Raw genomic sequence first — 22,722 nt, forward strand, 5'->3', positions numbered from 1 at the left:
TCAGGCCTCCTGTACAGGTTTGAGGGGACACTAGCCGGAAAGACAGCGCTGTCCAGAGCGCGCGTCTGCGGCGTTTCGACAAAATGACCTTGCCCGGTCGAAGACGCCCTTTGGTGGGTTATTTGCGGCGTTTCGCGCGCAGGGTCGGATCGGCGGCGGTCGGATCTTCGGGCCACGGATGCTTTGGATAGCGCCCGCGCATGTCTTTGCGCACATCGTCATAGGAAGACGCCCAGAATCCCGGCAGATCGCGGGTCACCTGAACCGGGCGGCCTGCGGGCGACAGAAGCGTGACCTTCAGGGGCGTGCCGCCTACGGTGGGGTGGGTGGTTTCGCCGAAGAGCTCTTGCAGGCGGACCGAGATCTCAGGAACTTCGCCGCTGTAATCGACAGCGACCTTGCGGCCCAAGGGCGTCTCGAAACTGGGCGGTGCGAGACGGTCGAGCGTTTGCTGCCCATCCCACCCAAGGGCGGTTTGTAAAGCCGTCAGAAGCGGCGCGGTTTTCAGATCCGCTGCCGTTTTCAGGCCGCCGAGGTAGGGCGCGAGCCAAGTGTTCAGGTCGTCGAGCAAGGCTGGGTCCGACCAGTCCGGTATGCCGGGGGTTCCGAACAACAGCCGGACTCGCGCCCTCAACAACCGGGCGGGCTTTGTCCAGTTGAGCGCATCCAGCCCCAGGTCCCGCACCCCGTCGATCAGGGCTTCGGTCACGGCATCCTCCGGCGCGTCTTTCCAGGACCGATCCGACAGGATCAGCGCCCCAAGCCGTTCCTGCTGGCGGGCCAGAACCCGCTTGTCGCGGCGCGACCAGTCGCATGTGGTCACCCGTTCGATCTGATCGGCGTAGAGATCGCGGATCTCGCTTTCGGTGATCTGTGCCGCCAGCCGTATTTTGGTGTCGCGCCCGTCCCCGTCCAGATCGGCGGCCACAAGAGCGCGCGCGCCGGACAACGCGTCCCCGTCAGTCAGTTGCGCGCCGCGCCCGCCCGAGAGCAGATAACGCGGCGCCTCCCCGCTGCGCCGGAGGCCGATGCGGTCCGGGTAAGCCAGTGCCGTCATCTCGCCCAGCGACCGTGCGGGCCCCTTGGCCCATTTGGCGAGCCGCTTCGCCTCGGCCTTGATACGGGCGCGGGCTTTTGCATCCCCGGTGTTGTCCTGAAGGGCGCGCATGCGCAGGGCCAGATCCGCCCCCGCGCTGCGACCCAAAAGGTCCCGATCCGACAGCAAAGCGGCCAGCTGGGCGGCGTCTGGACCGGCGTGCGCCAGCATATGTGCCAATCGCGGATGCACTGGCATCGCGGCAATTGTCTTTCCGTGATCCGTCAGCCGCCCCGCAGCATCCAACGCCCCCAATCGCTGGAGCAGCGCCCGCGCATTGGCAAATGCGCCTTCGGGCGGCGGCGTCAGGAAGGCCAGATCATCGGGTGCGGCGCCCCACAGACACAGCTCCAAGGCGAGCCCCGCCAGATCGGCGGCCTCGATCTCGGCGGGGGGGAAGGCGGGCAGGGCGCCTTCTTCGGCCTTGGCCCATAGCCTGTAGCATATACCCTTGGCCACACGACCCGCGCGGCCCCGGCGCTGATCGGCCTCGGCGCGGCTGACCCGTTCGGTGATCAGTCGCGACAGGCCCGCCCCCGGATCATAACGCGCGCGGCGTGCCCGCCCGCCATCCACGACGACCCGCACATCCTCGATCGTCAGTGAGGTTTCAGCGATGGACGTGGCCAGCACGACCTTGCGACCGGTCTGCGCAGGGGCGATGGCCGCGCGTTGTTCGGCAAAGGGTAGGGCGCCGTAAAGAGGGCGTATCTGCACGCCGTCTGGCAGGGTCAGCGCGTTGGCGACGCGCCGGATCTCCCCCTCACCGGGCAAAAACACTAGAACGCCGCCAGAGGTTTCGGCCAGGGCTTGCTGGATCAGGTCGCTCATGGCCCGCTCAAACCAGATGCCTGCCGCAAGCGGGCGTGGCAACCATCGGGTCTCGACCGGGAACGCACGACCTTCCGAGGTGATCACCGGCGCATCGTCCAGCATCCGGGCCACCGGGGCCGCGTCCAGCGTGGCGGACATGACGAGCACGTTCAGATCATCCCTGAGCGCGCCGCGCACCTCCCACACAAGGGCAAGGCCCAGATCACCATTCAGGGAGCGCTCGTGAAACTCGTCGAACACGACCGTGCCGACACCCTCCAGCGCGGGATCGCTCTGGATCATGCGTGTCAGAATGCCTTCCGTGATCACCTCGATCCGGGTAGTCCTGCTGATCTTGGTCTCACCCCGCATCCGGTAGCCCACGGTTTGCCCGACGGGTTCGCCCAGCATTGCGGCCATCCGTTCGGCGGCAGCGCGGGCGGCCAGACGCCGCGGCTCCAGCATCAGGATGCGGCCTGTTATGCCCCGCTCCAGCAGTGCCAGCGGCACGCGGGTGGTTTTCCCGGCACCGGGCGGGGCCTGCAGCACCGCAACGCCGCCCGCACGGAGCGCCTGCCAGAGATCTTCCAGAACTGGTTCGATGGGCAGGGCGTCGGTCATGGATCCTCGGACGGCATAAAAAGCAAGGGCTGTGCGGGCCGCAAAACATTGCAATCCGCCGCAAGCGCGCACCATAAAGCGCAAACCTGTCCAAGGACGAGAGGGTGATGACAGAAAATCCTCAGACAACCGATGAGATTACCGATCTCGCCGACCGGATCCGCGCGGGCGAGCGGCGCGGACTTGCGCGCGGGATCACCCTGGTCGAAAGCACTCGCGCCGATCACCGGGCGCAGGCACATGCGCTAGTGGATCTGTTGGCGCGTGACGGCAAGCAGGCCCTGCGGATCGGTCTGTCCGGTACCCCCGGCGTCGGCAAATCGACCTTTATCGAGGCCTTCGGTCTGCATCTGACGGCCCAAGGGCTGCGTGTCGCGGTGCTGGCGGTTGACCCGAGTTCCACCCGCTCGGGCGGGTCGATCCTTGGGGACAAGACGCGGATGGAGCGGTTGTCCCGCGATCCCGGTGCCTTCATCCGGCCGTCGCCATCCCAAACCCAGCTGGGCGGTGTCGCCCGAAGGTCCCGCGAGGCGATTGTTCTGTGCGAGGCCGCAGGGTTTGACGTGGTGCTGATCGAGACCGTGGGCGTCGGCCAGTCCGAAACCATGGTGGCCGAGATGGCTGATCTGTTCGTGCTGCTGCTGGCCCCGGCTGGCGGCGATGAGTTGCAGGGCGTCAAGCGCGGCATCATGGAGATTGCCGATCTCATCCTGATCAACAAGGCCGATGGTGATCTGAAAGCTGCCGCCACCCGGACCGAGGCGGATTATGCGGGCGCGCTTCACCTTTTGCGCAAACGTCCCCAGGACCCCGAGGGTTTCCCCAAGGCGCGCGCCGTGTCTGCGCTGTCAGGCACCGGCCTGTCCGAGGCGTGGGACGACATGCAGACCTTAACCCACTGGCGCAAGGATCATGGCCATTGGGACGCCACCCGCACGGCTCAATCCGGTCATTGGTTTCAGGAGGCCGTGCGCCAGGGGATGCTTGATCATCTGCGGTCTGACGCAGGGCTGCGCGACCAGATGGCAGCGTCCGCGCGGGCTGTTGAAGCGGGCGAAACCTCCCCCGATGCGGCGGCGGCGGCCCTTCTGTCGAAGCTCTTTTGAGCGGGCAGGTCCGGCGCGCACTGCTCACCACGGTCAAAACTGCGCGGAAAAGGCCTATTGCAGCCTTGACGACACAGGAATCTCTGCGTATTGCGAGCGCTCAGATTTCAGACATCGCCCGCGAGGCGGGTCATCACGTTATACATCCGGAAGGAAATCAGAAATGTCGCGCGTCTGTGAATTCACTGGCAAAGGGCCGATGACAGGTAACAATGTCAGCCACGCCAACAACAAGACCAAGCGTCGCTTTCTGCCCAACCTGAACGATGTCACCCTGACATCCGACACACTGGGCCGGTCCTTCAAGTTTCGCATTTCTGCTGCTGCCCTGCGCACGGTCGATCACCGCGGTGGGCTTGACGGGTTCATGGCAAAGGCCAAGGACACCGAGCTTTCCACGAAAGCCCAGAAGGTCAAGAAAGACATCGCAAAAGCACAGGCCGAGGTCGCTGCAACAGCCTGACCCGATCTGCCTTCAAAGTTCAGAAAGCCGCGCCCGACCATCGGACGCGGCTTTTCTTTTGTCGTAAGCTGGGGACGGCTTTGTGACTTGGCACGGGCGTTCACACCGCATATCTGTCGGGACGCTATGACGATCCGCGCCCTCCTTCAGGCAGCCTTGTGTCTGCTTCTGATCACCACCTCCGGAACATTGGCTGCTGTCAATGCCGGGCACGGCGGGGACCATGCCGTGATCTGCGCCGGTGGCACCTCCGTCATGGTGCAGATCGGTCCCGACGGTCAGCCCGTCGAGATCGAGATGGTCTGCCCCGATTGCCTGCTGGCGGCGGCGGATCTGCCAAATGCGATCTTGTCCGGTCTGCTTGCCCCGAATGTCATCACGACGCTGGTCGCATGGCCCGTTGTCGTGGGCACGCCAAGCCAGACGACTGCCAGTGCCTTTGCCCGTGGCCCGCCCAAGATGTCGACCCTCTGACATCCCACGGAAGACCCACATCAAAGGACAACACCCATGTTTCTTAAATCACTGGCGCTTGCCGCCTCCGTTTCGCTTGCCGCACTGCCGGGCCTTGCTGCCGATCAGATGATCATGGTCGACGATGCCTATGCGCGTGCCTCGACGCCCTCTGCCAAATCCGGCGCTGCTTTCATGCAGATCATGAATATGGGCGAGACCGAGGACAGGCTGATCGCCGCCTCGACAGATGCAGCCATCCGCGCCGAGCTTCACACCCATCAAGAGGCCAGCAATGGCGTCATGCGCATGATCCACGTGGAAGAGGGTTTCGTGATTCCCGCAGGCGAAAGCCTGAGCCTGCAGCGGGGTGGAAACCACGTCATGCTAATCGGACTTTCGGATCCGTTGGAGCAGGGCGAGACGGTCAACATCACGCTCACCTTTGAAAATGCCGGCGACGTCATGGTCGAGGTTCCTGTTGATCTGGAACGCAAGCCCCAGGCCGGTGCCCACGGGGGACATGGTGGTGGTCACGGGGCCGATCACGGCACCATGGAGCACAAAACCAACTGAGGGCTGATCAGTCACAGATATAGCACGTCTTCGAAAAGAGGGGGTCCGCCCCCTCTTTTTGCGTTTATTTCACTGGCTTGTGTAGATTTTTTAGGCATATTGGACGGAGCGAATGCATGCCAAAGTACCGGTTGACGGAGGGTCATGCCCAGTTTTTTGCATTTTTAATAAAATTAACTTTAACAATTATTGAAAAGAACCGCCATCTGACGCAAACGTCACAACAGCTGGGGAGCTAAAGTGTGACTGATGTAATCCTGTTCGTCTGTATGACGGATCTGTGCCAGTCGCCTCTTGCAAAAGGGGTACTGCGCCGCGAACTCAACGCCGCATCTCTCGACTTCAGGGTCGAAAGCGCGGCCACATCCAACTGGAACACCGGGGATCCGCCCGATGAGCGTGCTATCGTTGCGGCGCGTCTTAGGGGAATGGACATATCCGAGAGCCGTGCGCAACAAATCTCGCCGGGGCATTTCGTGAGCGCGTCGCTCATCATCCCGATGAGCCAGAGGGACGTCGCCCAACTCGAGAAATGGCGACCCGCGGGGGTCGATACGCCCGTCCGCCTGCTCAGCAGTTTTGCGCCCGACATCGACTATTCGGATATTCCTGACCCGTACTACACAGGCCGGTTTGATCCGGTGATCGACCTGATCGAAACCTGCGTGGCGGGATTGGTGGAAGAACTCAAGACCAACGGGTTGCCAAAAGCGGGGTCTTAGCACACCGGAGACGTCCCCGGTGCGACCCGCTCAGCGCCGCCGCGTCCGGCAATAGGACTGGGCGCTGCCCGCAAATCCCTTATAGCGCTGCCAGAAGGCCTCGTCCCGTGGTCGGTCCGACTGCCGCACAACCTGTGCCTGATGGGGATCCGAGAAAAAGCTCGCCGCCAACTTCTGATCTTGTCGCGACAAGGTGATGTCCGCCACCTGCTGCACGCAATTGCACAAATACCGGCTTTTCGCCGAGCGGTCGGATTTCATGCAAGCCCGCTCAATCGAACCCGCCATGCCCATGCCGGCACTCAGTCCCAGCACGGTTGTCAAAAGAATTAGTGTTCTACCCATTCCATTCGCCTCTTCATTTTTGTTTTTTCCACAAGAATGAAAAACTCGGCGCGGCGTTACAACAGCAATATGCCGCCCCGTGATCACATTTCACGACAGGTCGTAGCAAAATTATGGCGGCTCTATGGTTAGGATATGGTGAATGACAGGCTGTGGCGACTTGCTCCCAGGCGCGTGCGCGGTGTCAGACTTTCAGGCCGGCCACGATCTTTCCTGTCGCCGCAAGAACCAGGACGCACAGCATGACCTTCGATAAGGTTTCCATCGTACCGTCGATCAGCAGCGCATGGGCCACGGTGCCCAGAACTGTCACCACAGCAAGCGCGGCATGACCCAGGCGCCATCTGCGGGGTCTCAGGCGCAATCGCTTGCGAAGGGCCGCCAGAAGCGCTGCAGCGAAAACGGCCCACATGGCGATTACGCCCCAGACCGAGAACGGCGTGGGCGAGACCAACAGCAGCGCGTCCACCACATCAGGCGGGCTGGTGATCCAAAGCGCGCCCACATGGATTAAGACCGCGGCGACCAGAATGCCCCCAATCCAGCGGTGAACCCGTCGTCCGGGTGGACCAGATAAGCCCGGCAAGAGTCCCCCGATCAGCAGCGGTTGCACCAGCAAAAGCGCCATGCCAACGATCCCTGCGAACCCGGCCAGAATGTAGATGGGGTCGCGCCACGCCAGAAGTGGGCTGGTCGCGGCCGCTGCGATCGGGACGGCGAGGACACCGACAAGGGCGGTCCAGATCAGGGCGAACCGGACCCGGTCTGATATCATTCCGGTCAGGCCGGCTGCAGGACAAAATCTGCGGTCAGGCTGGTGTCGCTCGCGCTGGACATCACCGGGCGCAGGAACACCGTTTCGAACGCCTCATCATCATATGCGAGATGGCCGTGGGCCTGACCGAACGCAGGCACGATCTGCGGCATCTCAAGGCGGAACTCACCGTTGGCATCGGTCAGCGTTGCCCCGTGGCTTTGGGGGTCCCGCTCATGACCTTCGGTGGTATGGGCCCAGATCTGGATCCGCTGCCCCTCAAGGGGGGCGCCATCGCCCGCGCGGCGCACTGTGCCACTCATCCAGAACCCACCGCCGCCAATCCGCTCCACAATCGGGGCGCCGGGGCGGTAGTTGTTCGACCCGCCCCGCATCGAGGGTGTGGGCGCAAGGGTTTGGGCGCGCGCGGGTACCAGAAGGCCAGTGGTGCCTGTGGCAATGGCGGCACCCCCCGTGGCGAGGAGGGTGCGACGCGTGAACGGAACAAAGCTCATTTCGATATCTCCTGTTTTTGCGTGCTTGGTCGGGATAATAGCGCGCTTGTCGTCAATTCCGAACTGGGGACGGGGACGTCTGCGGTAAACGATCAACACGCCTTCGTGATTGCCGCATTTTCACGCGGAAATCGGCCGTGACCAGCGGGACGTGTCGCATTTCCCCGCTTTGGACCGGGACGCACAGTCCGCAATTCCGGTAAGGTGATGACAGAGACCGCACAGGCCGTGGTGCACCGAAAAGGGGACAGAGATGAAAGTGATTGTCGTAGGGGCCGCAGGGGATGTGGGGAAAGCGGCGTGCGAAGAACTGGGACAGCGCCATGACATCATCCGCGTCGGCCGCTCCAGCGGTGACATTCAGGTTGACCTGTCAGACCGGGCCGCGATTGATCAAATGTATACGCACGTGGGGCAGGTGGATGCGGTCGTCTCCACCGCGGGTGATGTGCATTTTGCACCTCTGAGCGAGCACACCGAAGAGACGCTGATGCTGGGGTTCAGACAAAAGGTGATGGGCCAGATCAATCTGGTGCTGGCGGGCCTCGATAGGGTGACGGAGGGCGGCTCGTTCACCCTTACCAGCGGCGTTCTGGACCGGGACCCGATCCCAATGGGGGTCGGCGCCGCCGCCGCCAACGGCGCGCTGGGTGGCTTTGTGGTCGGTGCCGCCATCGAGATACCCCGGCAGTTGCGGATCAATGTGGTCAGCCCCGGCCTGCTGGAGGCATCGGTCCCCCGCTACGGCGACTGGTTCCCCGGCCACACCCCGGTCTCCTCAACCCGCGTCGGACGAGCCTTCGCGAAAAGCGTGGACGGCAAGATCACCGGGCAGGTAATTGTGGTGGAGTGACACCGCGCGGAGAACGCCTTCTGACCGGGTCCGTGCAACTTGGGACGAACAAGTTCGGTATGGGGGACTTAGTTGCCGTTCACGTGATGTCTACTAATTTGACTTCCACAGTTTCGACAGCCTGCGTTCGGCGATGAAGACTGCCAAGACCCAAACTATAAATCCAATATTTAGTTCGGTGTTTCCCCAGTTCGGGAAGGCCAAATACCTGAGAAGAAAGAAAATAGTTGGGCCCAAAACTACCACCGCAATTAAAACTGCGAGTCCGCGAACAACATTGGGATTTTTGAACATACCAGCGCACCTTAGGCTATCGGAGCGTATAGTCATACTTCACTGAGGTCAATTTGGGCTCAAAGCGGACCTGCGGCGATGCAGCGGAGCCAAAACTCTTGGAGATGACTGAAGTGCGGGACTTTGCCGACTTTGGAGAACCGTCTTTGAAAGTCTGCTTTACTGCCATCTTGACTAATTAGCAGCCTGATTGTCAGCTTCTGCATATGTTCAAATACGTTTTCTTACCTGCTGATGTCCCTGTTTCTGTTCCGAAAGGGATGATCAAGTTCAAGTGCCTGATACTCATGGAGCGCGAAGTTGGTGGGGGCTATCGTAACGAGGTCAGCAAAGCTCTTGTAGAAGCTGGATGCCTCTTCTCCTTGGCATGGGGAATGGATTGTTCTGTATGGGACGATAGCGTCGATTGGGCATTTTTAGAGGCTCATAACTTCGGCGACTACCCCGAGGATGAGTTTGTCATGACAACTTGGCATGAAGACGAGGCGCTTGAAGAGGTTGTGGGGTTCGCGAAACACTGCACCGATTATTCTGAGGTGAAGCTTGAAGATATCTTAGTTCTTGATTTTGCGCATCACGAACGCAGCGAGTTAATCGAAAAGCTCTACCTCGCCGCTTGAAATCTGCCATTCAAACACATCGCAGGATTTGGGAGGTATGGGGCTCTTTCCGGACATTCACCAACTTCCCGTAAACGCGCCGCTCGACAGGTGTAGCAGTCTCACATAATGCCTTTGTTTCGCCATGTCGGCGTGGGACGAACTGCCATGCTGGATGAACTCTCCTTCACGCTGGTTTCGGCGGCCTATCTGCTTTGGTATGGCTGGCGCGTGTTCGTGACGGACAAGGGCAATCCGGGTGCGCTTGGGTTGACGGTGTCGGTTCTGGCCTTCGGGCAGATTTGTGCTTGGCTTGCCTCCTGACCCGGCGGGACGGCGACTGTGCTGCCACGGTGCGGCGCCGTGCGCGCACCGGCTTGCCCCCCGCGACGTTGCGTTGCGCCAAGCCTGCTTGACCAGACCCGCTTTCCCCCGCATATCCCTGCCATGACAGAGCTTTCGAACATCCGCAATTTCTCCATCGTGGCGCATATTGACCACGGCAAGTCCACATTGGCCGACCGGCTGATTCAGGAGACGAACACCGTCGCCACACGCGACATGAAAGAGCAGATGCTCGACAGTATGGATATCGAGCGCGAGCGGGGCATCACCATCAAGGCCAACACCGTACGGATCGATTACCGCGCCGATGACGGGCAGGATTATGTGCTCAACCTGATCGACACCCCCGGCCACGTGGATTTTGCCTATGAGGTCAGCCGCTCCATGCGCGCCGTCGAAGGCTCGCTTCTGGTGGTGGACAGCACCCAAGGGGTCGAGGCGCAGACGCTGGCCAATGTCTATCAGGCCATCGACGCGGATCACGAGATCGTCCCGGTGCTCAACAAGATCGACCTGCCGGCTTCCGACCTTGATCGGGTGGCCGAGCAGATCGAGGACGTGATCGGCATCGACGCATCCGGGGCGATCCCGGTCTCCGCAAAAACAGGGCAGGGCATCCACGAGACGTTGGAAGCCATCGTCCAGCACCTGCCAGCGCCGAAGGGGGACCCGGATGCGCCGCTCAAGGCCATGCTGGTGGACAGCTGGTACGACGCCTATCTGGGCGTCATCGTTCTGGTGCGGATTATCGACGGACATCTGAAAAAGGGCGACCGCATCAAGTTCATGTCGAACAACACGACCCACCATGTGGACCGGATCGGCGTGTTCAAACCCGCGATGGCCGAGATCGACCGCCTTGGCCCCGGTGAAATCGGCTTCCTGACGGCCTCCATCAAGCAGGTGCGCGACACCCGCGTCGGCGACACGATCACCCACGAAAAACACGGTACCACCGACGCGCTGCCCGGCTTCAAACCGTCCCAGCCGGTCGTGTTCTGTGGACTTTTCCCCGTGGACTCCGCCCAGTTCGAAGATCTGCGCGACGCCATCGAAAAGCTCGCCCTGAACGACGCCAGCTTCTCCTACGAGATGGAGACCTCCGCCGCTCTGGGTTTCGGCTTCCGCTGCGGGTTTCTGGGGCTTCTGCACCTTGAGGTCATCCGCGACCGGATCGAGCGCGAATATGACATCGAACTGATCACCACCGCGCCCAGCGTGATCTACCACGTCTACATGCGCGACGGCAGCATGGTCGAGCTGCACAACCCCGCCGACATGCCCGACCTGACCCATGTGGATCACCTCGAGGAACCGCGGATCAAGGCCACCATCCTTGTGCCCGACGAGTATCTGGGCGACGTGCTCAAGCTGTGTCAGGACCGCCGCGGCATTCAGGAGGATCTGACCTATGCGGGCTCCCGCGCGATGGTGGTCTATGACCTGCCCCTGAACGAGGTGGTCTTCGACTTCTACGACCGGCTGAAATCCGTGACCAAGGGCTATGCCAGCTTCGACTACCAGATGACCGGCTACCGCGAGGATTTCCTCGTGAAGATGCAGATCCTCGTGAATGATGAGCCGGTGGATGCGCTCTCGATCATGGTTCACCGGGACCGTGCCGAGCAGCGCGGCCGCGCCATGTGCGAAAAGCTCAAGGACCTGATCCCGCGCCACATGTTCAAGATCCCGATCCAGGCCGCCATCGGGGGCCGCATCATCGCCCGCGAGACGCTCGCCGCCCTGCGTAAGGACGTGACCGCCAAATGCTACGGCGGCGACGCCACACGGAAGCGCAAACTTCTGGACAAGCAGAAAGCCGGTAAGAAAAAGATGCGCCAGTTCGGAAAGGTGGATATCCCGCAGGAGGCGTTCATTTCAGCGCTGAAGATGGACGGCTAACCCGCTGGCGTGTTTTTCGAAGGAGAGCTGAGTTCTTCATACATGTTCCCGTGCCAATCGTTGGGGGATCAACGTAGCGCGGCTCGAAAGAAGATACACCGCATCTCAACGCGCGATAAAAAAGGGGCGCGTCCGAAGCGCGCCCCAATACGCTTCATTGCTGTCCAAGCAACCTATCACAAGTCGCGTCGTTTCAGGACGCCAAGCGCGCCGAGCCCAAGCAGGAGAAGTGGGAAACCAGCGGGCACCGGTACCGGTGAGATGTCGGGCTCATACGCATCGGGATCGTGGATATACTCGAACGGATACTCCACCCCCATTTCCACAAAAAGACCGCCGTCATCCTGCAGTGAGGTCGAGGTGGTGATCAGAACGCCGACGCGCTCCAGGTCGCTGCCGAGGCCCAGATCCCGGCTCGTTGCCATGATCCCCAGAAGATTTGGTGAAAACGTGCCGGGTATAATCTCGCCCGTATCATCGTCGCGCCCGACCTCAAACAACAGCCCGTCGCCGGATCCGTCCGGGAAGCGCGACGTGTCCACAAAGAAGATACCCATGGGGTCATCAATCTGAATCGCAAAATTGGGATCTTGGATCGTGTCATCAAAACAGTCGCACTGAACGTCCCGACTGTCCGAGAGCCAGACATATCGGTTGGTGGCATTCAGCCTGTAGGATGATGACGCGAGGCTTTCGTCGAAGGTTACAGTGCCGGTTGTCGATAACCCGATCAGCGGATCATCGTCGGGCGACGTAAAGGTCTTTGGGTTCCAAGCATAAGGATCTTCGTAGGTGCGCGTGATCTTCAGCTCAAAGGGAAGGGTGGTAACGGCCATAGCCGACGATGCCGCGGTGCAGAGCACCAGCGAAAGAAAGGTTATCATTTTCAAGGGATTTATCCTTTTCGGATTGTATTGAGCAACGAAAGGAAGTCGGCTGCACCTTACGCCGGGGTAACCAATCAAACAATTTCTGATGCGAGAACAATTTATCTCTCGAATAGAAACCAGGGCGCGCCAACAGGTTGGTCTGCGCGCGACGGATTAGCAGGACAGCAACCCCAAAATGCCAACCGAATGCGATCCTTGACACAGAATCAGGGCCTTGTACCTTTGCGAATTATTTTAACCAGTTCGGAAAGCCCTTTTTCCCATGCGCCGTATTATTCCGCTTTTTCTTTTGTCCCTTGCCGCCTGCGATGCGACGCTGATGCCCGGGGACAGGTCGGGGCCGACCATCTCTGTCATCGGTAACATCAATGGCGGCGGGCCGGTCCTTGCCTCAAGCGATGAAAGCGTTGAGGTGAACCCGGCCGCGTGTCCACCCGGCCGGACGGCCGGGCAGTCCGGGGAAGGGTTTGTTTACAACACGCCGGGCCTGAACCCTCAACCGCTCTCCTTTTTGTTTTCGGATAAGTCCGGCATTGTCTCTTACAGCGTGACCGTCGGGACGCCCGCCCTGATCGATTTACCGACCGAGACGGAAGTGCGTCCGGATGGCAGTCTTGGGACGCGCGAGATCTATGAGGTTACCAAAACCGGCAATTTCAAAACGGCGGAAACCGTGAACGCCGAAATTCGCGTGATCAGCACTGGCGCCGGTAATCCGTTCCACGGCCATCAGGTCATTTTGCGCGCCACGGATCAGGCGGGGAATACCAGCACCTTTCCGTTTTTCATGATGAACACGGATCTGCGTTGCGGGCCGGAATAGGCGCGCCCGCATGACCCACGTCCGGGTCAATTACATCTGGGTTTCAGCGTAGCTTGCCATTGCCGTTGGGGGGCGCTACCCGCCCGCGAACTCATGGACGCGGCGCAGGGCAGGGCGACGATGCCCCCCCGGACCTTTCATTCGGCGGAAATTTTTCAGATCCGCGATGCTGAGCGCCTGTTTGAACACGATGCCGATGCTGTCCGGTCGGGTCCACGCCACGCGTGCCGCTGTCTGACGGCCCAGAATTTCCACCGTGATCGGCATCCCGATCATCAGGCCCAGATCGCATTTCAGGCGCATGCCGTAGGGGCTGATATTGATGGCCTGCACCAACACGTGGGTGTCCCCCGCGATGCAATTCAGGTCGATGTCGGTCACGTAGCGGTGTGGGCGGTATTTCATCTGCTCTCTCGCGTTTGCTCGGCACCACTCTAGCAGCGCTTCGTTAACGCAGGGTAAGCAACAAAATTCACCGCCTCCGCGCCCCGGATCTCGGGGCTGTAATCAGATCGCGCGGTCGATCGCGTTGCCCGCGCCGGTGATGTCGCGGCCTACGCCTTTGATCGTTTCGCAGCCCGACAGAACGAGGGTTGCAAGCAAGAGAAGGGTGGCGGTCGCAATGCGGATCATGGGGGCGGTCCTTTGATTTGAGACATGTCTTATGACGTGATTGATAACTGTCTACGCAGCGCGGGGTCAGGGGCGCAAGCGGGCGGCTCCTGATTTCCCGCCGCGCGCGATTTTCGCGCCACAACCGGATTTTCAGAGAGCCGCTACCGGGGTCCGACAGATGTCCGATGAAAGTCCGATGGATGTCCGAAAGCCGGCTACTGGGTCAGAAAGGCCCGCACAGCTGCCTCGAACTCCCGCGGTTTTTCCGCATGCAGCCAATGTCCGGCGCCGGGAATCTTGGCAAATTTCGCGTTGGGAAAGAGCGGTTTGATCTGCGCGCGATGCTCTGGCAAAACGTAATCCGACGCCGCCCCTGACAGAAACAGGGTGGGCCCATCGAACTGGCCGCCGATCTCAGGAAACCCAATGATATCAGGCATATGCTGGCGCAGTACGGGTAGGTTCAGCAGCCACTTTTTCGCCTTCAGGTCGAGCGACTGAAGCAGAAATGCACGCACCGCCGCCTCGGGAATCGCCGTCTTCAACGCCTTGTCCGCGTCCGAGCGCGCGGTGATCTGCGACAGGTCCAACCCCTCCATCGCGTCGATCAGATGATTTTGGCTGTGCGCATAGCCCACTGGTGCGATGTCAGCGATGATCAAGCGATTGATTTTATGAGGATATTTCAGCGCCAACGTCATCGCCGCCTTGCCCCCCATAGAGTGGCCTAGCACGTCAAACTTGCCTTGGATCTCACCGGTCAAATCCTCGGCAAGATCTTGATACGTATGGGTTTTCTCATTCGGACTGGTGCCGTGATTTCGCATATCCACGGCGATCACCTGCCGGTCATCCGAGAGCCGTTTTGCGATCACCCCCCAATTTCGCGCTGACCCAAAGAGCCCATGCGCAATCAAAAGCGTTGTGTTATCAAGGGCTTCCCCGTGTGTCACAGAAGTCAACATGCCCCCGCGTAACAGGTTGCGGCGCTTGTGAAAAGTGTGTCCGTCAGGCAATCTTGGTCCCGCAACAAGGACGCATGCCATGGACCCGACGACCGTAAATCAACTCGCGCAACGTATCTTTGAGTTGCTGGGCGAACGGCTGGGCGCGCGGGGCTCAACGCTAGAGAAGCGGGTTCGCCACGCAGGTCGCCTTTTGCCCCGCCGGGTGCGGCAGGCTGCCAAGACCTTGGTTGACGCCGAGAAAATGGCCCAGAACCAGACACTTGCGATGCGGCTCGACCCACAGCAGATCAGCGGTGCCTATGATCGATGTATCGATTATCTCGACAACATCGATCCGGCCGCAAGAAGATCTCAGGCCCGGTTCAATATGGCGGCGACCCTGGCGTTTCAGGTGCTTGCCGTCGGGCTGCTTCTGGCTATTGTCCTCAGATGGCGCGGCTACCTCTGACCAGTCGATGTAGCGCTTTTCTGGTCGGTTTTTGACCAGAACTCCTGACCTGTTTTTGTGAGGCTGACCGAAACGGAGGGATATATGCAGGCAGGTTTTATTGGTTTGGGGAATGTCGGTGGCAAGCTGGCAAGGTCTTTACTGCGCAACGGTGCTGAACTGGTGGTTCATGATCTGGATGACGGGCTTGTGTCGCAGATCGTCTCGGAAGGCGCGCGGGCCGGGGCTTGCCCAGCTGAAGTGACCACAGGTTCAGATGTCGTCATAACCTGTCTGCCGCATCCGAGCATTTCAGCGGAAGTGGTAGAAGGGACGAATGGCATACTGGAACAGATAGGCCCCGCTCAGACATGGCTCGAAATGTCTACGACCGACGCTGCAGAAGTTAAACGGTTGGGCGCACGCGTCATTGCTCGGGGCGCGCAAGCCGTGGACTGTCCGGTATCCGGTGGTTGCCATCGGGCAGCGACCGGCAATATCAGCATCTTCGCGGGCTGTGATCGGGCGACGTTTGAAGATGTCCTGCCGGTCCTGACGATCTTGGGGCGCCGCGTCTTGCATGCAGGCGATCTGGGTACGGCCAGCACGCTGAAAGTCATGACGAACTTTCTTGCGACGGCGAACCTTGTGGCTTGCACCGAGGCGTTGGCGGTGTCTGCAGCTGCGGGTCTTGATCTTGGCGTCGCCTATGAAGCCATCCGAATTTCATCCGGGACATCCTTTGTTCACGAAACAGAAAGCCAGGTCATTCTGAACGGATCGCGCGATATCTCTTTCACAATGGACTTGGTTCTAAAAGACATCGGACTGTTTCAAGCGGTTGCCGACGAAGGCGGGGTGCCTGTTGAACTGAACCCCTTGCTGATCCGTCAGTTCTCGGACGGCGTCGCGCGCTTTGGTCCGCGGGAATTGTCACCCAATATCATCAGGCGCCTGGAGGAGGCAGCAGGCCTCGACGTCCGGGCCGCCGGGTTTCCCGCCGAAATGACAGATATGGAACCCGAGGAACCGGGGCGCGAGGTCGAGGTCCGGGGCCGCACGATCTGAGGGCTGGTCCTCCCTGCCGGAATTCTCTATGGCGAACGGGCTTTGGCCATAGCGAGAACGGGATCACTTCGTGTCCGACATTATCACCGGAATGACGCCGTCAGCCGCGCGTCGTGTGTTTGGAACTGGCGTTTTGCTCTGCCTTGGGGGGCTGTTGCTGTATCTATCCGCGGCGCAGCCGCCTGCTGAACTGCACTATCTTGCTTTGTTATTGGTGGTGGCAGCTGCGATCCTTGGGACCGGCTACAAGATGTGGATCTCGACCGCTCACCGGATCGAGCTAACCGAAACTGAACTTCGTTTGTCCGACGGGACCATTATTTGCCGCATCGAAGACATCAAAAATGTGGATCGTGGCTTCTTCGCCTTTAAGCCGTCCAACGGGTTTCTTTTGACACTCAACAAGTCGTATCCCCGCAGCTGGGCGCCGGGTCTATGGTGGCGCGTGGGGCGTCGTGTAGGTGTGGGGGGGATCACGCCAGGCGCGCAGGGCAAGATTATGGCCGATAGTCTCGCCGCGATGGTTGCGCAGCGAGACGGCGAATTTTAGCAGCAGATCTCAGAGCCCCTTCGCACGGTAGCTTGCCGCAACCCGACCGATCGAAACCAAATAAGCCGCGATCCGGAGGTTTTCGACTTTGTCGTTGCTATGCCAGACCTCACGCATGTCCTGATAAGAGGTGCGCATGGTATCATCGAGGCCGGACCGCACGAGTTGCAATTCGCCAGCCCCCTCAAGGTACTTCTTCTTGAAGTTTTCACTCAGCTCCCATCCCAAGCCCTTGTCTGCTGACAGCCGTTCCAGTTCCGTGACCAGCATCATGTGCTGTGCTTCTTCCTGTCGCTTTTCCATGCGGCCGAAGCGGATATGGCTGAGGTTTTTCACCCATTCGAAATAACTGACCGTAACACCACCCGCGTTAGCATAGAGGTCGGGAATGATGACCGTACCGCGCTTGTTTAGGATCTCGTCCGCACCCGCTGTGATAGGCCCATTGGCCGCCTCGATGATCAGCTTTGCTTTCACCCGCTCGGCATTCTCCAGATTGATCACGCCCTCCAGCGCCGCCGGAATGAGAACATCGCAGGGTTCTTCCAACAGCGCGCTGCCGTCTTCGACATAGGTGCCATCCGGGCAACCTTTGACACCGCCATGCTGGGCAATCCAATCCCGAACCCCGTCGATGTTGAGGCCGTCTTTGTTTACAAGCGCGCCGTCCCGTTCGATGATCGCTGTAATTTTCGCGCCGTCCTCTTCACTCAGAAACTTGGCGGCGTGGTAGCCGACATTGCCCAAGCCCTGAACAATAATGACCTTCCCGTCCAGCGTACCCTCAAGACCCGCTTTTTTCACGTCTTCGGGATGGCGAAAAAACTCCTGAAGTGCGTATTGCACGCCACGCCCGGTTGCTTCGACCCGCCCCGCGATACCGCCCGCATTCAGCGGTTTGCCCGTCACGCACGCGCGAGAATTGATGTCCGTCGTATTCATTCTGGCGTATTGATCCGCGATCCATGCCATCTCCCGCTCGCCCGTTCCCATGTCAGGCGCAGGCACGTTCTGAGAGGGGTGGATCAGATCGCGTTTTGCGAGCTCGTAGGCGAACCGGCGTGTGATCTGTTCCAGTTCGTGCTCGTCCCAGTCCCGCGGATCAATCGAAAGCCCGCCTTTGGAGCCACCGAACGGGGTTTCCACGAGTGCGCACTTGAATGTCATCAGTGCGGCCAGCGCTTCGACCTCATCCTGATTGACGCTGGGTGCAAAGCGGATGCCCCCTTTGACAGGCTCCATATGTTCTGAATGGACTGCCCGATATCCCGTGAACGTATGGATCTGGCCCCGAAGCCTGACGCCGAACCGGACGGTATATGTTGCATTGCAGACCCTGATCTTCTGCTCAAGTCCAGCGGGCAGGTCAATCAACCTGACGGCGCGGCTGAACATGAGATCGACGGAGTCACGGAAGGACGGTTCATTGGTCTTTGTCATGGTTCTGATCCTGAGGTCAAAGATACTAAGAATATGTTGCGTCGCAGGCAGGCAATCCGGCACGACAGCGTATCGGTCGTGATGGCGACGGTAGCGAAGGTCTTGCGATTTCAAAAGAAACTTCGTTGGCTGCTTAAAAATTAACCATTTTGCGAGATACGGAAACAGTGCTCGTGATACCTCAGAATTGCCTCGTATGCGTTTAAAAACAGCCAGAAAATAGCCCGGCTTTGCCTAAATTTGGTCACAGTGCTGGGGCTTCTATAATAGAGATTAATTCCATCGACGCGGCTGCCAATGGCGCTGAAGGAAGGACTGTGATGAGTCATAAAGAAACGAACCGTTTCCTATCTGCGGGGATCTCGGGTCTGAAGAAAAGAGCTTTTTCGTTCCGCCAAGAACAGCGCGGATCGATGCTGATTTTCGGCTTTTTCATCTTGATTGCAATGCTTGCAGCCAGCGGGATGGCTGTGGACATCGTGCGCCATGAGATGCGGCGCGTTCAAATTCAGACGACATTGGACCGGGCCGTGCTTGCTGCCGCGGATCTCAACCAGACACGCGATCCGAAGGTCGTTGTTCAGGACTACCTAGATGCTGCCGGTATGAGCGGTGTGAAAGCTGTCATTCCAGAACCGGAAACCGGGCTCGGCTTCAAGAGCGTGACTGCTACAGGATCGACCGAGGTGCGGCCGTACTTTATGCGTCTTCTCGGTATTGATCAGATTTCGGTGGCGACGACGTCAGCTGCTGAAGAGCGGATCGAAAACATCGAAGTTTCTCTTGTTCTCGATATATCTGGCTCCATGCGGTTCACCGACTCGACAGGCGATCCCAGAATCACAAGTCTGCGCGCCGCTGCGAAAGAGTTCGTGGACATCGTGCTTGGCGGCGATGCTAAGCTGACTTCTACGATCAATCTTGTGCCCTATGCCGGGCAGGTGAACCCAGGTCCGTACCTCTTCGACAAGATTGGCGGTAAGCGGGACCATGGCTATTCTTCCTGTCCGAAGATGGAACGGGCGGATTTTGATTATACGGGACTTCCCACATTCTCGACAAAGCAGGTTCCGCATTTCATGAAATGGGACATTGCGAACAGTTGGATGGACTGGGGCTGGTGTCCATCGGACAATGCTGCAATCCAAGTTGCGTCAAACAACGCGGCGGAGCTGAAAAAATTCATCGAAGACGTCAGACTTCATGACGGGACCGGCACTCATATCGGAATGCGTTGGGGGTTGGCACTTCTTGATCCTGCAACCAAGCCCGTAATCGCAGATATGAAGGGACAAGACTTTAAGTACAATAAAGTTGAGTTCGTCGACGGTACAGGCAATGTCGAAGACGAAGGCGACCTTTACGCGTCTACCGAAGTCACCGTCAAACGCAACAAAGTGGAGCCGGGATTTCGCGACCAGAGGCCTGCCGCATGGGATGCAGATGACACAATCAAGTACATTGTCTTGATGACGGACGGTAACATTACCGACCAGTTCGTCCCGAAAAAAACCGGGTTTGATGGGTCGTCCAAGGATAAGGACAGGAAAGAACCCGATAAAAGTAGGGACCAAGACGGTTACAAAGGCACTTTCCATGACTTTGAAAACTGGAAAGAGGAACTGGATGATCAGCCCTACAATTGGGGTGACAAGACCATGACCAGTAGCCGTGCCGACAACGTAACTGACTTTTACAAGGCCTGTACGCTCGCCAAAAATAACGGTGTGATCATATTCACCGTTGCCTTCGAGGTGGCGACGACTGCAAGTGCGCACACGGAAATGGAAACATGTGCGACCGGCGGTGAGAAGCCTGGGTTGACCAGCTACTATCACAACGTCAAAGGTGCTACGGCTCTGAAAGGCGCATTCGCCGAGATCGCACGCACGATCCACGATCTTCGGTTGACCCGATGACCCCTTGGCGCACAAAAACCCGCTCATTCCTCAGGTCTGAGCGGGGCAATTCGACGCTCGAGTTTTGCTTGGCGTTCCCGGTGATGATGATGGCTTTTTTCACCATCTTCGAATTGGGTATGTTGATGACAAAGCACGTTCTTTTCGAACGCTCTGTCGATATTGCCGTTCGCGATGTGCGCCTTGCCGGCGGTGCTGAGTTTACGCGGGATCAGATCGGCGACATGATTTGCGCGAAAGCCGCCATCTTTCCCGAATGCAAGAAGAACCTCGCGGTTGAGCTGACGGTTCTAAACGAGACATCTTCCAACATACCCTCAGGTGCCCGTGAGTGTGTTGATCGTGGGGGTCTCGATGACTTCGTTCCGTCTTCTGCGTTCGAGCAAGGTAAAGAAAATCAGACTGTCTATCTTCGGGCGTGTATGGTCGTGAAGCCGTTCTTCCCCGGAAGTGCGCTTGCCGTCAGTCTGAGTCGTGATGCGACAGGTCGCTACGCGATGGTGACGAAAGGCGCGTTTGCAATCGAACCCGCCATCGATGATGTCGCCACTGCCGCTGCTGGCGCTGGAGGAACCTAGGATATGTTAAATTATTTTTCGACGGCACTTAATCGATTTTGGAAAGATACAAGCGCTTCTGCGACGGTTGAACTCGTTGTTGTGATACCGCTGATGTTGGCTTGGTATGCCGCAAGCATCACGTTCTATGACGCTGTTCGAGATCGAAACCAAGGCATCAAGGCCGCGAACATGATCGGTGATATTCTGTCGCGGCGGACGGATGCAGCGACCCCGATATATCTGGATTCTCTTGAAACTCTGTTTGCAGATCTTGCAGGCGACAGAGGCGTCACTGGGCTTCGCGTCAGCCAAATCCAATGGGATGGAACAAAGCACATCATCGATTGGAGCTATTCTACGGAGACCGTAGCATTTCCGAAGCTGACAGAAGCCGAAATGACGATGACTTGGTTCACCGATCAAGTTCCCACGATGTTTTCTGGTGAGTTCGTGCTCATTGTAGAAAGCTTCTCGGCCTACACACCGCTTTTCAACGTCGGCTTGAAAAAAGAAGGCAACTTATACAAGAACTTTATTGTGACAAGCCCACGCTTTGCGGCGCGATTGGCGTGGGATGATCCCAATGACCCTGATCCCGGCGGGAACGGCGACGGGGAAGAAGGTGGGGCGACCGCAGGGGGCTGATCAGACCACTTTGTCGCGAACTGAATTTTCTATGTCGGGTGGGGTATTTGAACTCCGCCCGTTTTGCTGTTTTGGTGTCCCCATCCACAGGGGAGACGCATGGGATACAGCGCTTTTCAATTGCTCAAAGAGGGCCTGACCGGCAACAAAGGCTGGCGGCCGGTTTGGCGCGATCCCGAGCCCAAGGCTGAGTATGACATTGTCATCATAGGTGGTGGTGGCCATGGTTTGTCGACCGCCTACTACTTGGCGAAAAACCACGGAATTACGAATGTCGCAGTTCTGGAAAAGGGATACATCGGCTCCGGGAATGTGGGACGCAACACAACAATCGTTCGCGCGAACTATTTTCTGCCTGGAAACTCAGAGTTCTACAGCCATTCTCTGAAACTCTGGGAAGGGCTTGAAAGCGAACTCAACTACAATGTCATGCACTCAGGGCGCGGGTTGATTAACCTGTTTCACTCGGATGGCCAACGAGATGCCTTTGCGCGGCGGGGCAACATGATGTGCAATCAGGGGGATGATGCGATCCTTTTGGACCGCGACGGCGTGCGCGCGGAATTGCCGTATCTCGATTTTGAAAACACCCGCTTTCCGATCTATGGCGGTCTCTTTCATCCGCGCGGTGGAACGGCCCGACACGATGCGGTGGCATGGGGATACGCCCGCGCAGCCGACACACTCGGTGTTGATCTGATTCAGGGATGTGAAGTCTTAGACATTGATGTTGACGGTGGAAAGGTAACCGGCGTCCAGACCTCGCGCGGGCCGATCCGGGCCAAGAAAGTCGGGATCGTTGTCGCAGGGCGATCTTCGCAGGTTGCTGCAATGGCGGGCCTCGAGGTGCCTATCGAAAGTCACGTGCTGCAGGCGTTTGTCAGTGAAGGTCTGAAGCCTGCCGTCAATCATGTGGTCAGCTTCGGCATGGGCCACTTTTACCTGTCCCAATCGGACAAAGGGGGGCTCGTTTTCGGGGGCGATCTGGACTTCTACGCTTCTTACGCCCAGCGGGGCAACATTCCGATGATGGAGCACGTGATGGAGGCGGGCATGACGCTGATGCCCGCAATCGGCAAGGCCAAGGTTTTGCGCAGTTGGGGTGGTATCATGGACATGACGCCGGACGGCTCCTTCATCATAGACCGCACAGAGATTGACGGTCTCTATATGGACTGCGGCTGGTGCTATGGCGGGTTCAAGGCTGTTCCGGCATCTGGCTGGTGCATGGCGCATTTGATGGCCGAGGATCGGTCCCACGAGGTCGCCCAACGCCATACATTTGATCGCTTCCGAACCGGCGGCGGGCTCATGGATGAAGAGGGCACAGGCTCTCAGCACAACTTGCACTAGGGACGGA

General features: G+C 58.9%; 26 protein-coding genes. 17 read left to right on the top strand and 9 right to left on the bottom strand.

Going from position 1 to position 22,722, the window contains the following annotated elements; all coding sequences use genetic code 11:
* Window positions 1-118 precede the first annotated feature (118 nt).
* Window positions 119-2,530 carry an ATP-dependent helicase HrpB gene (hrpB, locus tag KIN_RS02665; protein WP_159804403.1) on the bottom strand — a complete coding sequence of 804 codons (2,412 nt, stop codon included), beginning with the start codon at window positions 2,528-2,530 and terminating at the stop codon, window positions 119-121.
* Between the two features lie 107 nt (window positions 2,531-2,637).
* Between hrpB and meaB the strand changes: the two genes are divergently transcribed.
* The 5 genes from meaB (at window position 2,638) to KIN_RS02690 (ending at window position 5,850) form a co-directional block, all read left to right on the top strand.
* The gene (gene meaB / locus KIN_RS02670; protein ID WP_159804404.1) at window positions 2,638-3,636 is read left to right on the top strand and encodes a methylmalonyl Co-A mutase-associated GTPase MeaB; all 999 of its coding nucleotides are present in this window, start codon (window positions 2,638-2,640) and stop codon (window positions 3,634-3,636) included.
* Between the two features lie 163 nt (window positions 3,637-3,799).
* Entirely contained in the window at window positions 3,800-4,099 is a 300-nt protein-coding gene (gene rpmB / locus KIN_RS02675; RefSeq protein ID WP_159804405.1) for a 50S ribosomal protein L28, read from the top strand.
* A 126-nt stretch (window positions 4,100-4,225) separates the two neighbouring features.
* Window positions 4,226-4,573, top strand: coding sequence for a hypothetical protein (locus KIN_RS02680; RefSeq protein WP_159804406.1), 348 nt, complete (start codon window positions 4,226-4,228; stop codon window positions 4,571-4,573).
* Between the two features lie 36 nt (window positions 4,574-4,609).
* The gene (locus tag KIN_RS02685) at window positions 4,610-5,128 is read left to right on the top strand and encodes a copper chaperone PCu(A)C (protein ID WP_159804407.1); all 519 of its coding nucleotides are present in this window, start codon (window positions 4,610-4,612) and stop codon (window positions 5,126-5,128) included.
* Between the two features lie 242 nt (window positions 5,129-5,370).
* Window positions 5,371-5,850: a low molecular weight protein-tyrosine-phosphatase gene (locus KIN_RS02690; protein WP_159804408.1), complete on the top strand. Its 480-nt coding sequence runs from the start codon at window positions 5,371-5,373 to the stop codon at window positions 5,848-5,850.
* 30 nt (window positions 5,851-5,880) lie between these two features.
* Here KIN_RS02690 and KIN_RS02695 read toward each other — a convergent pair whose 3' ends face one another.
* From KIN_RS02695 to KIN_RS02705, 3 genes are all read right to left on the bottom strand, one after another.
* Complete coding sequence (locus KIN_RS02695) at window positions 5,881-6,195, bottom strand: hypothetical protein (RefSeq protein ID WP_159804409.1); 315 nt, start codon at window positions 6,193-6,195, stop codon at window positions 5,881-5,883.
* 184 nt (window positions 6,196-6,379) lie between these two features.
* On the bottom strand, window positions 6,380-6,970 hold the full coding sequence (locus KIN_RS02700; RefSeq protein ID WP_159804410.1) for a ferric reductase-like transmembrane domain-containing protein: 591 nt from the start codon (window positions 6,968-6,970) through the stop codon (window positions 6,380-6,382).
* Window positions 6,971-6,975: 5 nt separating this feature from the next.
* Entirely contained in the window at window positions 6,976-7,464 is a 489-nt protein-coding gene (locus tag KIN_RS02705) for a peptidase associated/transthyretin-like domain-containing protein (RefSeq protein ID WP_159804411.1), read from the bottom strand.
* A 253-nt stretch (window positions 7,465-7,717) separates the two neighbouring features.
* Between KIN_RS02705 and KIN_RS02710 the strand changes: the two genes are divergently transcribed.
* From KIN_RS02710 to lepA, 4 genes are all read left to right on the top strand, one after another.
* Window positions 7,718-8,317 carry a short chain dehydrogenase gene (locus KIN_RS02710; RefSeq protein ID WP_159804412.1) on the top strand — a complete coding sequence of 200 codons (600 nt, stop codon included), beginning with the start codon at window positions 7,718-7,720 and terminating at the stop codon, window positions 8,315-8,317.
* A gap of 500 nt (window positions 8,318-8,817) precedes the next feature.
* A complete protein-coding gene (locus KIN_RS02715; protein ID WP_159804413.1) occupies window positions 8,818-9,231 on the top strand; it encodes a DUF7684 family protein in 414 nt (137 codons plus the stop codon).
* A 147-nt stretch (window positions 9,232-9,378) separates the two neighbouring features.
* Window positions 9,379-9,534, top strand: coding sequence for a hypothetical protein (locus tag KIN_RS02720; RefSeq protein ID WP_159804414.1), 156 nt, complete (start codon window positions 9,379-9,381; stop codon window positions 9,532-9,534).
* A gap of 123 nt (window positions 9,535-9,657) precedes the next feature.
* A complete protein-coding gene (gene lepA / locus KIN_RS02725) occupies window positions 9,658-11,457 on the top strand; it encodes a translation elongation factor 4 (RefSeq protein WP_159804415.1) in 1,800 nt (599 codons plus the stop codon).
* A 176-nt stretch (window positions 11,458-11,633) separates the two neighbouring features.
* On the opposite strand, the gene KIN_RS02730 is transcribed toward lepA, so the two are convergent.
* The gene (locus KIN_RS02730) at window positions 11,634-12,341 is read right to left on the bottom strand and encodes a VPLPA-CTERM sorting domain-containing protein (RefSeq protein WP_373281645.1); all 708 of its coding nucleotides are present in this window, start codon (window positions 12,339-12,341) and stop codon (window positions 11,634-11,636) included.
* Window positions 12,342-12,609: 268 nt separating this feature from the next.
* Here KIN_RS02730 and KIN_RS02735 point away from each other — a divergent pair, with 268 nt between their 5' ends.
* A complete protein-coding gene (locus KIN_RS02735) occupies window positions 12,610-13,170 on the top strand; it encodes a hypothetical protein (RefSeq protein WP_159804417.1) in 561 nt (186 codons plus the stop codon).
* Window positions 13,171-13,245: 75 nt separating this feature from the next.
* Here KIN_RS02735 and KIN_RS02740 read toward each other — a convergent pair whose 3' ends face one another.
* The 3 genes from KIN_RS02740 to KIN_RS02750 all read right to left on the bottom strand — a co-directional run bounded on the left by KIN_RS02740 (window position 13,246) and on the right by KIN_RS02750 (window position 14,750).
* On the bottom strand, window positions 13,246-13,575 hold the full coding sequence (locus KIN_RS02740; RefSeq protein WP_159804418.1) for a PilZ domain-containing protein: 330 nt from the start codon (window positions 13,573-13,575) through the stop codon (window positions 13,246-13,248).
* A gap of 102 nt (window positions 13,576-13,677) precedes the next feature.
* The gene (locus tag KIN_RS02745) at window positions 13,678-13,803 is read right to left on the bottom strand and encodes an entericidin A/B family lipoprotein (RefSeq protein ID WP_159804419.1); all 126 of its coding nucleotides are present in this window, start codon (window positions 13,801-13,803) and stop codon (window positions 13,678-13,680) included.
* Window positions 13,804-14,000: 197 nt separating this feature from the next.
* A complete protein-coding gene (locus KIN_RS02750) occupies window positions 14,001-14,750 on the bottom strand; it encodes an alpha/beta fold hydrolase (protein WP_159804420.1) in 750 nt (249 codons plus the stop codon).
* A 79-nt stretch (window positions 14,751-14,829) separates the two neighbouring features.
* Here KIN_RS02750 and KIN_RS02755 point away from each other — a divergent pair, with 79 nt between their 5' ends.
* From KIN_RS02755 to KIN_RS02765, 3 genes are all read left to right on the top strand, one after another.
* Complete coding sequence (locus KIN_RS02755) at window positions 14,830-15,201, top strand: hypothetical protein (protein ID WP_159804421.1); 372 nt, start codon at window positions 14,830-14,832, stop codon at window positions 15,199-15,201.
* Between the two features lie 84 nt (window positions 15,202-15,285).
* Window positions 15,286-16,248: an NAD(P)-dependent oxidoreductase gene (locus tag KIN_RS02760; RefSeq protein WP_159804422.1), complete on the top strand. Its 963-nt coding sequence runs from the start codon at window positions 15,286-15,288 to the stop codon at window positions 16,246-16,248.
* A gap of 70 nt (window positions 16,249-16,318) precedes the next feature.
* Entirely contained in the window at window positions 16,319-16,798 is a 480-nt protein-coding gene (locus KIN_RS02765; protein WP_243144795.1) for a hypothetical protein, read from the top strand.
* Window positions 16,799-16,807: 9 nt separating this feature from the next.
* Here KIN_RS02765 and KIN_RS02770 read toward each other — a convergent pair whose 3' ends face one another.
* The gene (locus KIN_RS02770; protein ID WP_159804423.1) at window positions 16,808-18,238 is read right to left on the bottom strand and encodes a Glu/Leu/Phe/Val family dehydrogenase; all 1,431 of its coding nucleotides are present in this window, start codon (window positions 18,236-18,238) and stop codon (window positions 16,808-16,810) included.
* Window positions 18,239-18,558: 320 nt separating this feature from the next.
* On the opposite strand from KIN_RS02770, the gene KIN_RS02775 reads away from it, so the two are divergent.
* From KIN_RS02775 to KIN_RS02790, 4 genes are all read left to right on the top strand, one after another.
* Window positions 18,559-20,157 carry a Tad domain-containing protein gene (locus tag KIN_RS02775; RefSeq protein WP_159804424.1) on the top strand — a complete coding sequence of 533 codons (1,599 nt, stop codon included), beginning with the start codon at window positions 18,559-18,561 and terminating at the stop codon, window positions 20,155-20,157.
* Window positions 20,154-20,735: a TadE/TadG family type IV pilus assembly protein gene (locus KIN_RS02780; protein ID WP_279285218.1), complete on the top strand. Its 582-nt coding sequence runs from the start codon at window positions 20,154-20,156 to the stop codon at window positions 20,733-20,735. The genes KIN_RS02775 and KIN_RS02780 overlap by 4 nt, the downstream gene beginning before the upstream one ends.
* A gap of 93 nt (window positions 20,736-20,828) precedes the next feature.
* Window positions 20,829-21,362: a hypothetical protein gene (locus KIN_RS02785; protein ID WP_159804426.1), complete on the top strand. Its 534-nt coding sequence runs from the start codon at window positions 20,829-20,831 to the stop codon at window positions 21,360-21,362.
* A gap of 99 nt (window positions 21,363-21,461) precedes the next feature.
* Window positions 21,462-22,715 carry a sarcosine oxidase subunit beta family protein gene (locus tag KIN_RS02790; RefSeq protein ID WP_159804427.1) on the top strand — a complete coding sequence of 418 codons (1,254 nt, stop codon included), beginning with the start codon at window positions 21,462-21,464 and terminating at the stop codon, window positions 22,713-22,715.
* The last annotated feature ends 7 nt before the right edge of the window (window positions 22,716-22,722 follow it).

Source organism: Litoreibacter roseus, assembly GCF_009811795.1.
GTDB lineage: Bacteria > Pseudomonadota > Alphaproteobacteria > Rhodobacterales > Rhodobacteraceae > Litoreibacter > Litoreibacter roseus.

Bases quoted from the DNA above. Each gene is read 5' to 3' on its own strand.
- hrpB (WP_159804403.1), bottom strand. From the start codon at position 2,530: ATGACCGACGCCCTGCCCATCGAACCAGTTCTGGAAGATCTCTGGCAG.
- meaB (WP_159804404.1), top strand. From the start codon at position 2,638: ATGACAGAAAATCCTCAGACAACCGATGAGATTACCGATCTCGCCGAC.
- rpmB (WP_159804405.1), top strand. From the start codon at position 3,800: ATGTCGCGCGTCTGTGAATTCACTGGCAAAGGGCCGATGACAGGTAAC.
- KIN_RS02680 (WP_159804406.1), top strand. From the start codon at position 4,226: ATGACGATCCGCGCCCTCCTTCAGGCAGCCTTGTGTCTGCTTCTGATC.
- KIN_RS02685 (WP_159804407.1), top strand. From the start codon at position 4,610: ATGTTTCTTAAATCACTGGCGCTTGCCGCCTCCGTTTCGCTTGCCGCA.
- KIN_RS02695 (WP_159804409.1), bottom strand. From the start codon at position 6,195: ATGGGTAGAACACTAATTCTTTTGACAACCGTGCTGGGACTGAGTGCC.
- KIN_RS02700 (WP_159804410.1), bottom strand. From the start codon at position 6,970: ATGATATCAGACCGGGTCCGGTTCGCCCTGATCTGGACCGCCCTTGTC.
- KIN_RS02705 (WP_159804411.1), bottom strand. From the start codon at position 7,464: ATGAGCTTTGTTCCGTTCACGCGTCGCACCCTCCTCGCCACGGGGGGT.
- KIN_RS02710 (WP_159804412.1), top strand. From the start codon at position 7,718: ATGAAAGTGATTGTCGTAGGGGCCGCAGGGGATGTGGGGAAAGCGGCG.
- KIN_RS02715 (WP_159804413.1), top strand. From the start codon at position 8,818: ATGTTCAAATACGTTTTCTTACCTGCTGATGTCCCTGTTTCTGTTCCG.
- KIN_RS02720 (WP_159804414.1), top strand. From the start codon at position 9,379: ATGCTGGATGAACTCTCCTTCACGCTGGTTTCGGCGGCCTATCTGCTT.
- lepA (WP_159804415.1), top strand. From the start codon at position 9,658: ATGACAGAGCTTTCGAACATCCGCAATTTCTCCATCGTGGCGCATATT.
- KIN_RS02730 (WP_373281645.1), bottom strand. From the start codon at position 12,341: ATGATAACCTTTCTTTCGCTGGTGCTCTGCACCGCGGCATCGTCGGCT.
- KIN_RS02735 (WP_159804417.1), top strand. From the start codon at position 12,610: ATGCGCCGTATTATTCCGCTTTTTCTTTTGTCCCTTGCCGCCTGCGAT.
- KIN_RS02740 (WP_159804418.1), bottom strand. From the start codon at position 13,575: ATGAAATACCGCCCACACCGCTACGTGACCGACATCGACCTGAATTGC.
- KIN_RS02745 (WP_159804419.1), bottom strand. From the start codon at position 13,803: ATGATCCGCATTGCGACCGCCACCCTTCTCTTGCTTGCAACCCTCGTT.
- KIN_RS02750 (WP_159804420.1), bottom strand. From the start codon at position 14,750: ATGTTGACTTCTGTGACACACGGGGAAGCCCTTGATAACACAACGCTT.
- KIN_RS02755 (WP_159804421.1), top strand. From the start codon at position 14,830: ATGGACCCGACGACCGTAAATCAACTCGCGCAACGTATCTTTGAGTTG.
- KIN_RS02760 (WP_159804422.1), top strand. From the start codon at position 15,286: ATGCAGGCAGGTTTTATTGGTTTGGGGAATGTCGGTGGCAAGCTGGCA.
- KIN_RS02770 (WP_159804423.1), bottom strand. From the start codon at position 18,238: ATGACAAAGACCAATGAACCGTCCTTCCGTGACTCCGTCGATCTCATG.
- KIN_RS02775 (WP_159804424.1), top strand. From the start codon at position 18,559: ATGAGTCATAAAGAAACGAACCGTTTCCTATCTGCGGGGATCTCGGGT.
- KIN_RS02780 (WP_279285218.1), top strand. From the start codon at position 20,154: ATGACCCCTTGGCGCACAAAAACCCGCTCATTCCTCAGGTCTGAGCGG.
- KIN_RS02785 (WP_159804426.1), top strand. From the start codon at position 20,829: ATGTTGGCTTGGTATGCCGCAAGCATCACGTTCTATGACGCTGTTCGA.
- KIN_RS02790 (WP_159804427.1), top strand. From the start codon at position 21,462: ATGGGATACAGCGCTTTTCAATTGCTCAAAGAGGGCCTGACCGGCAAC.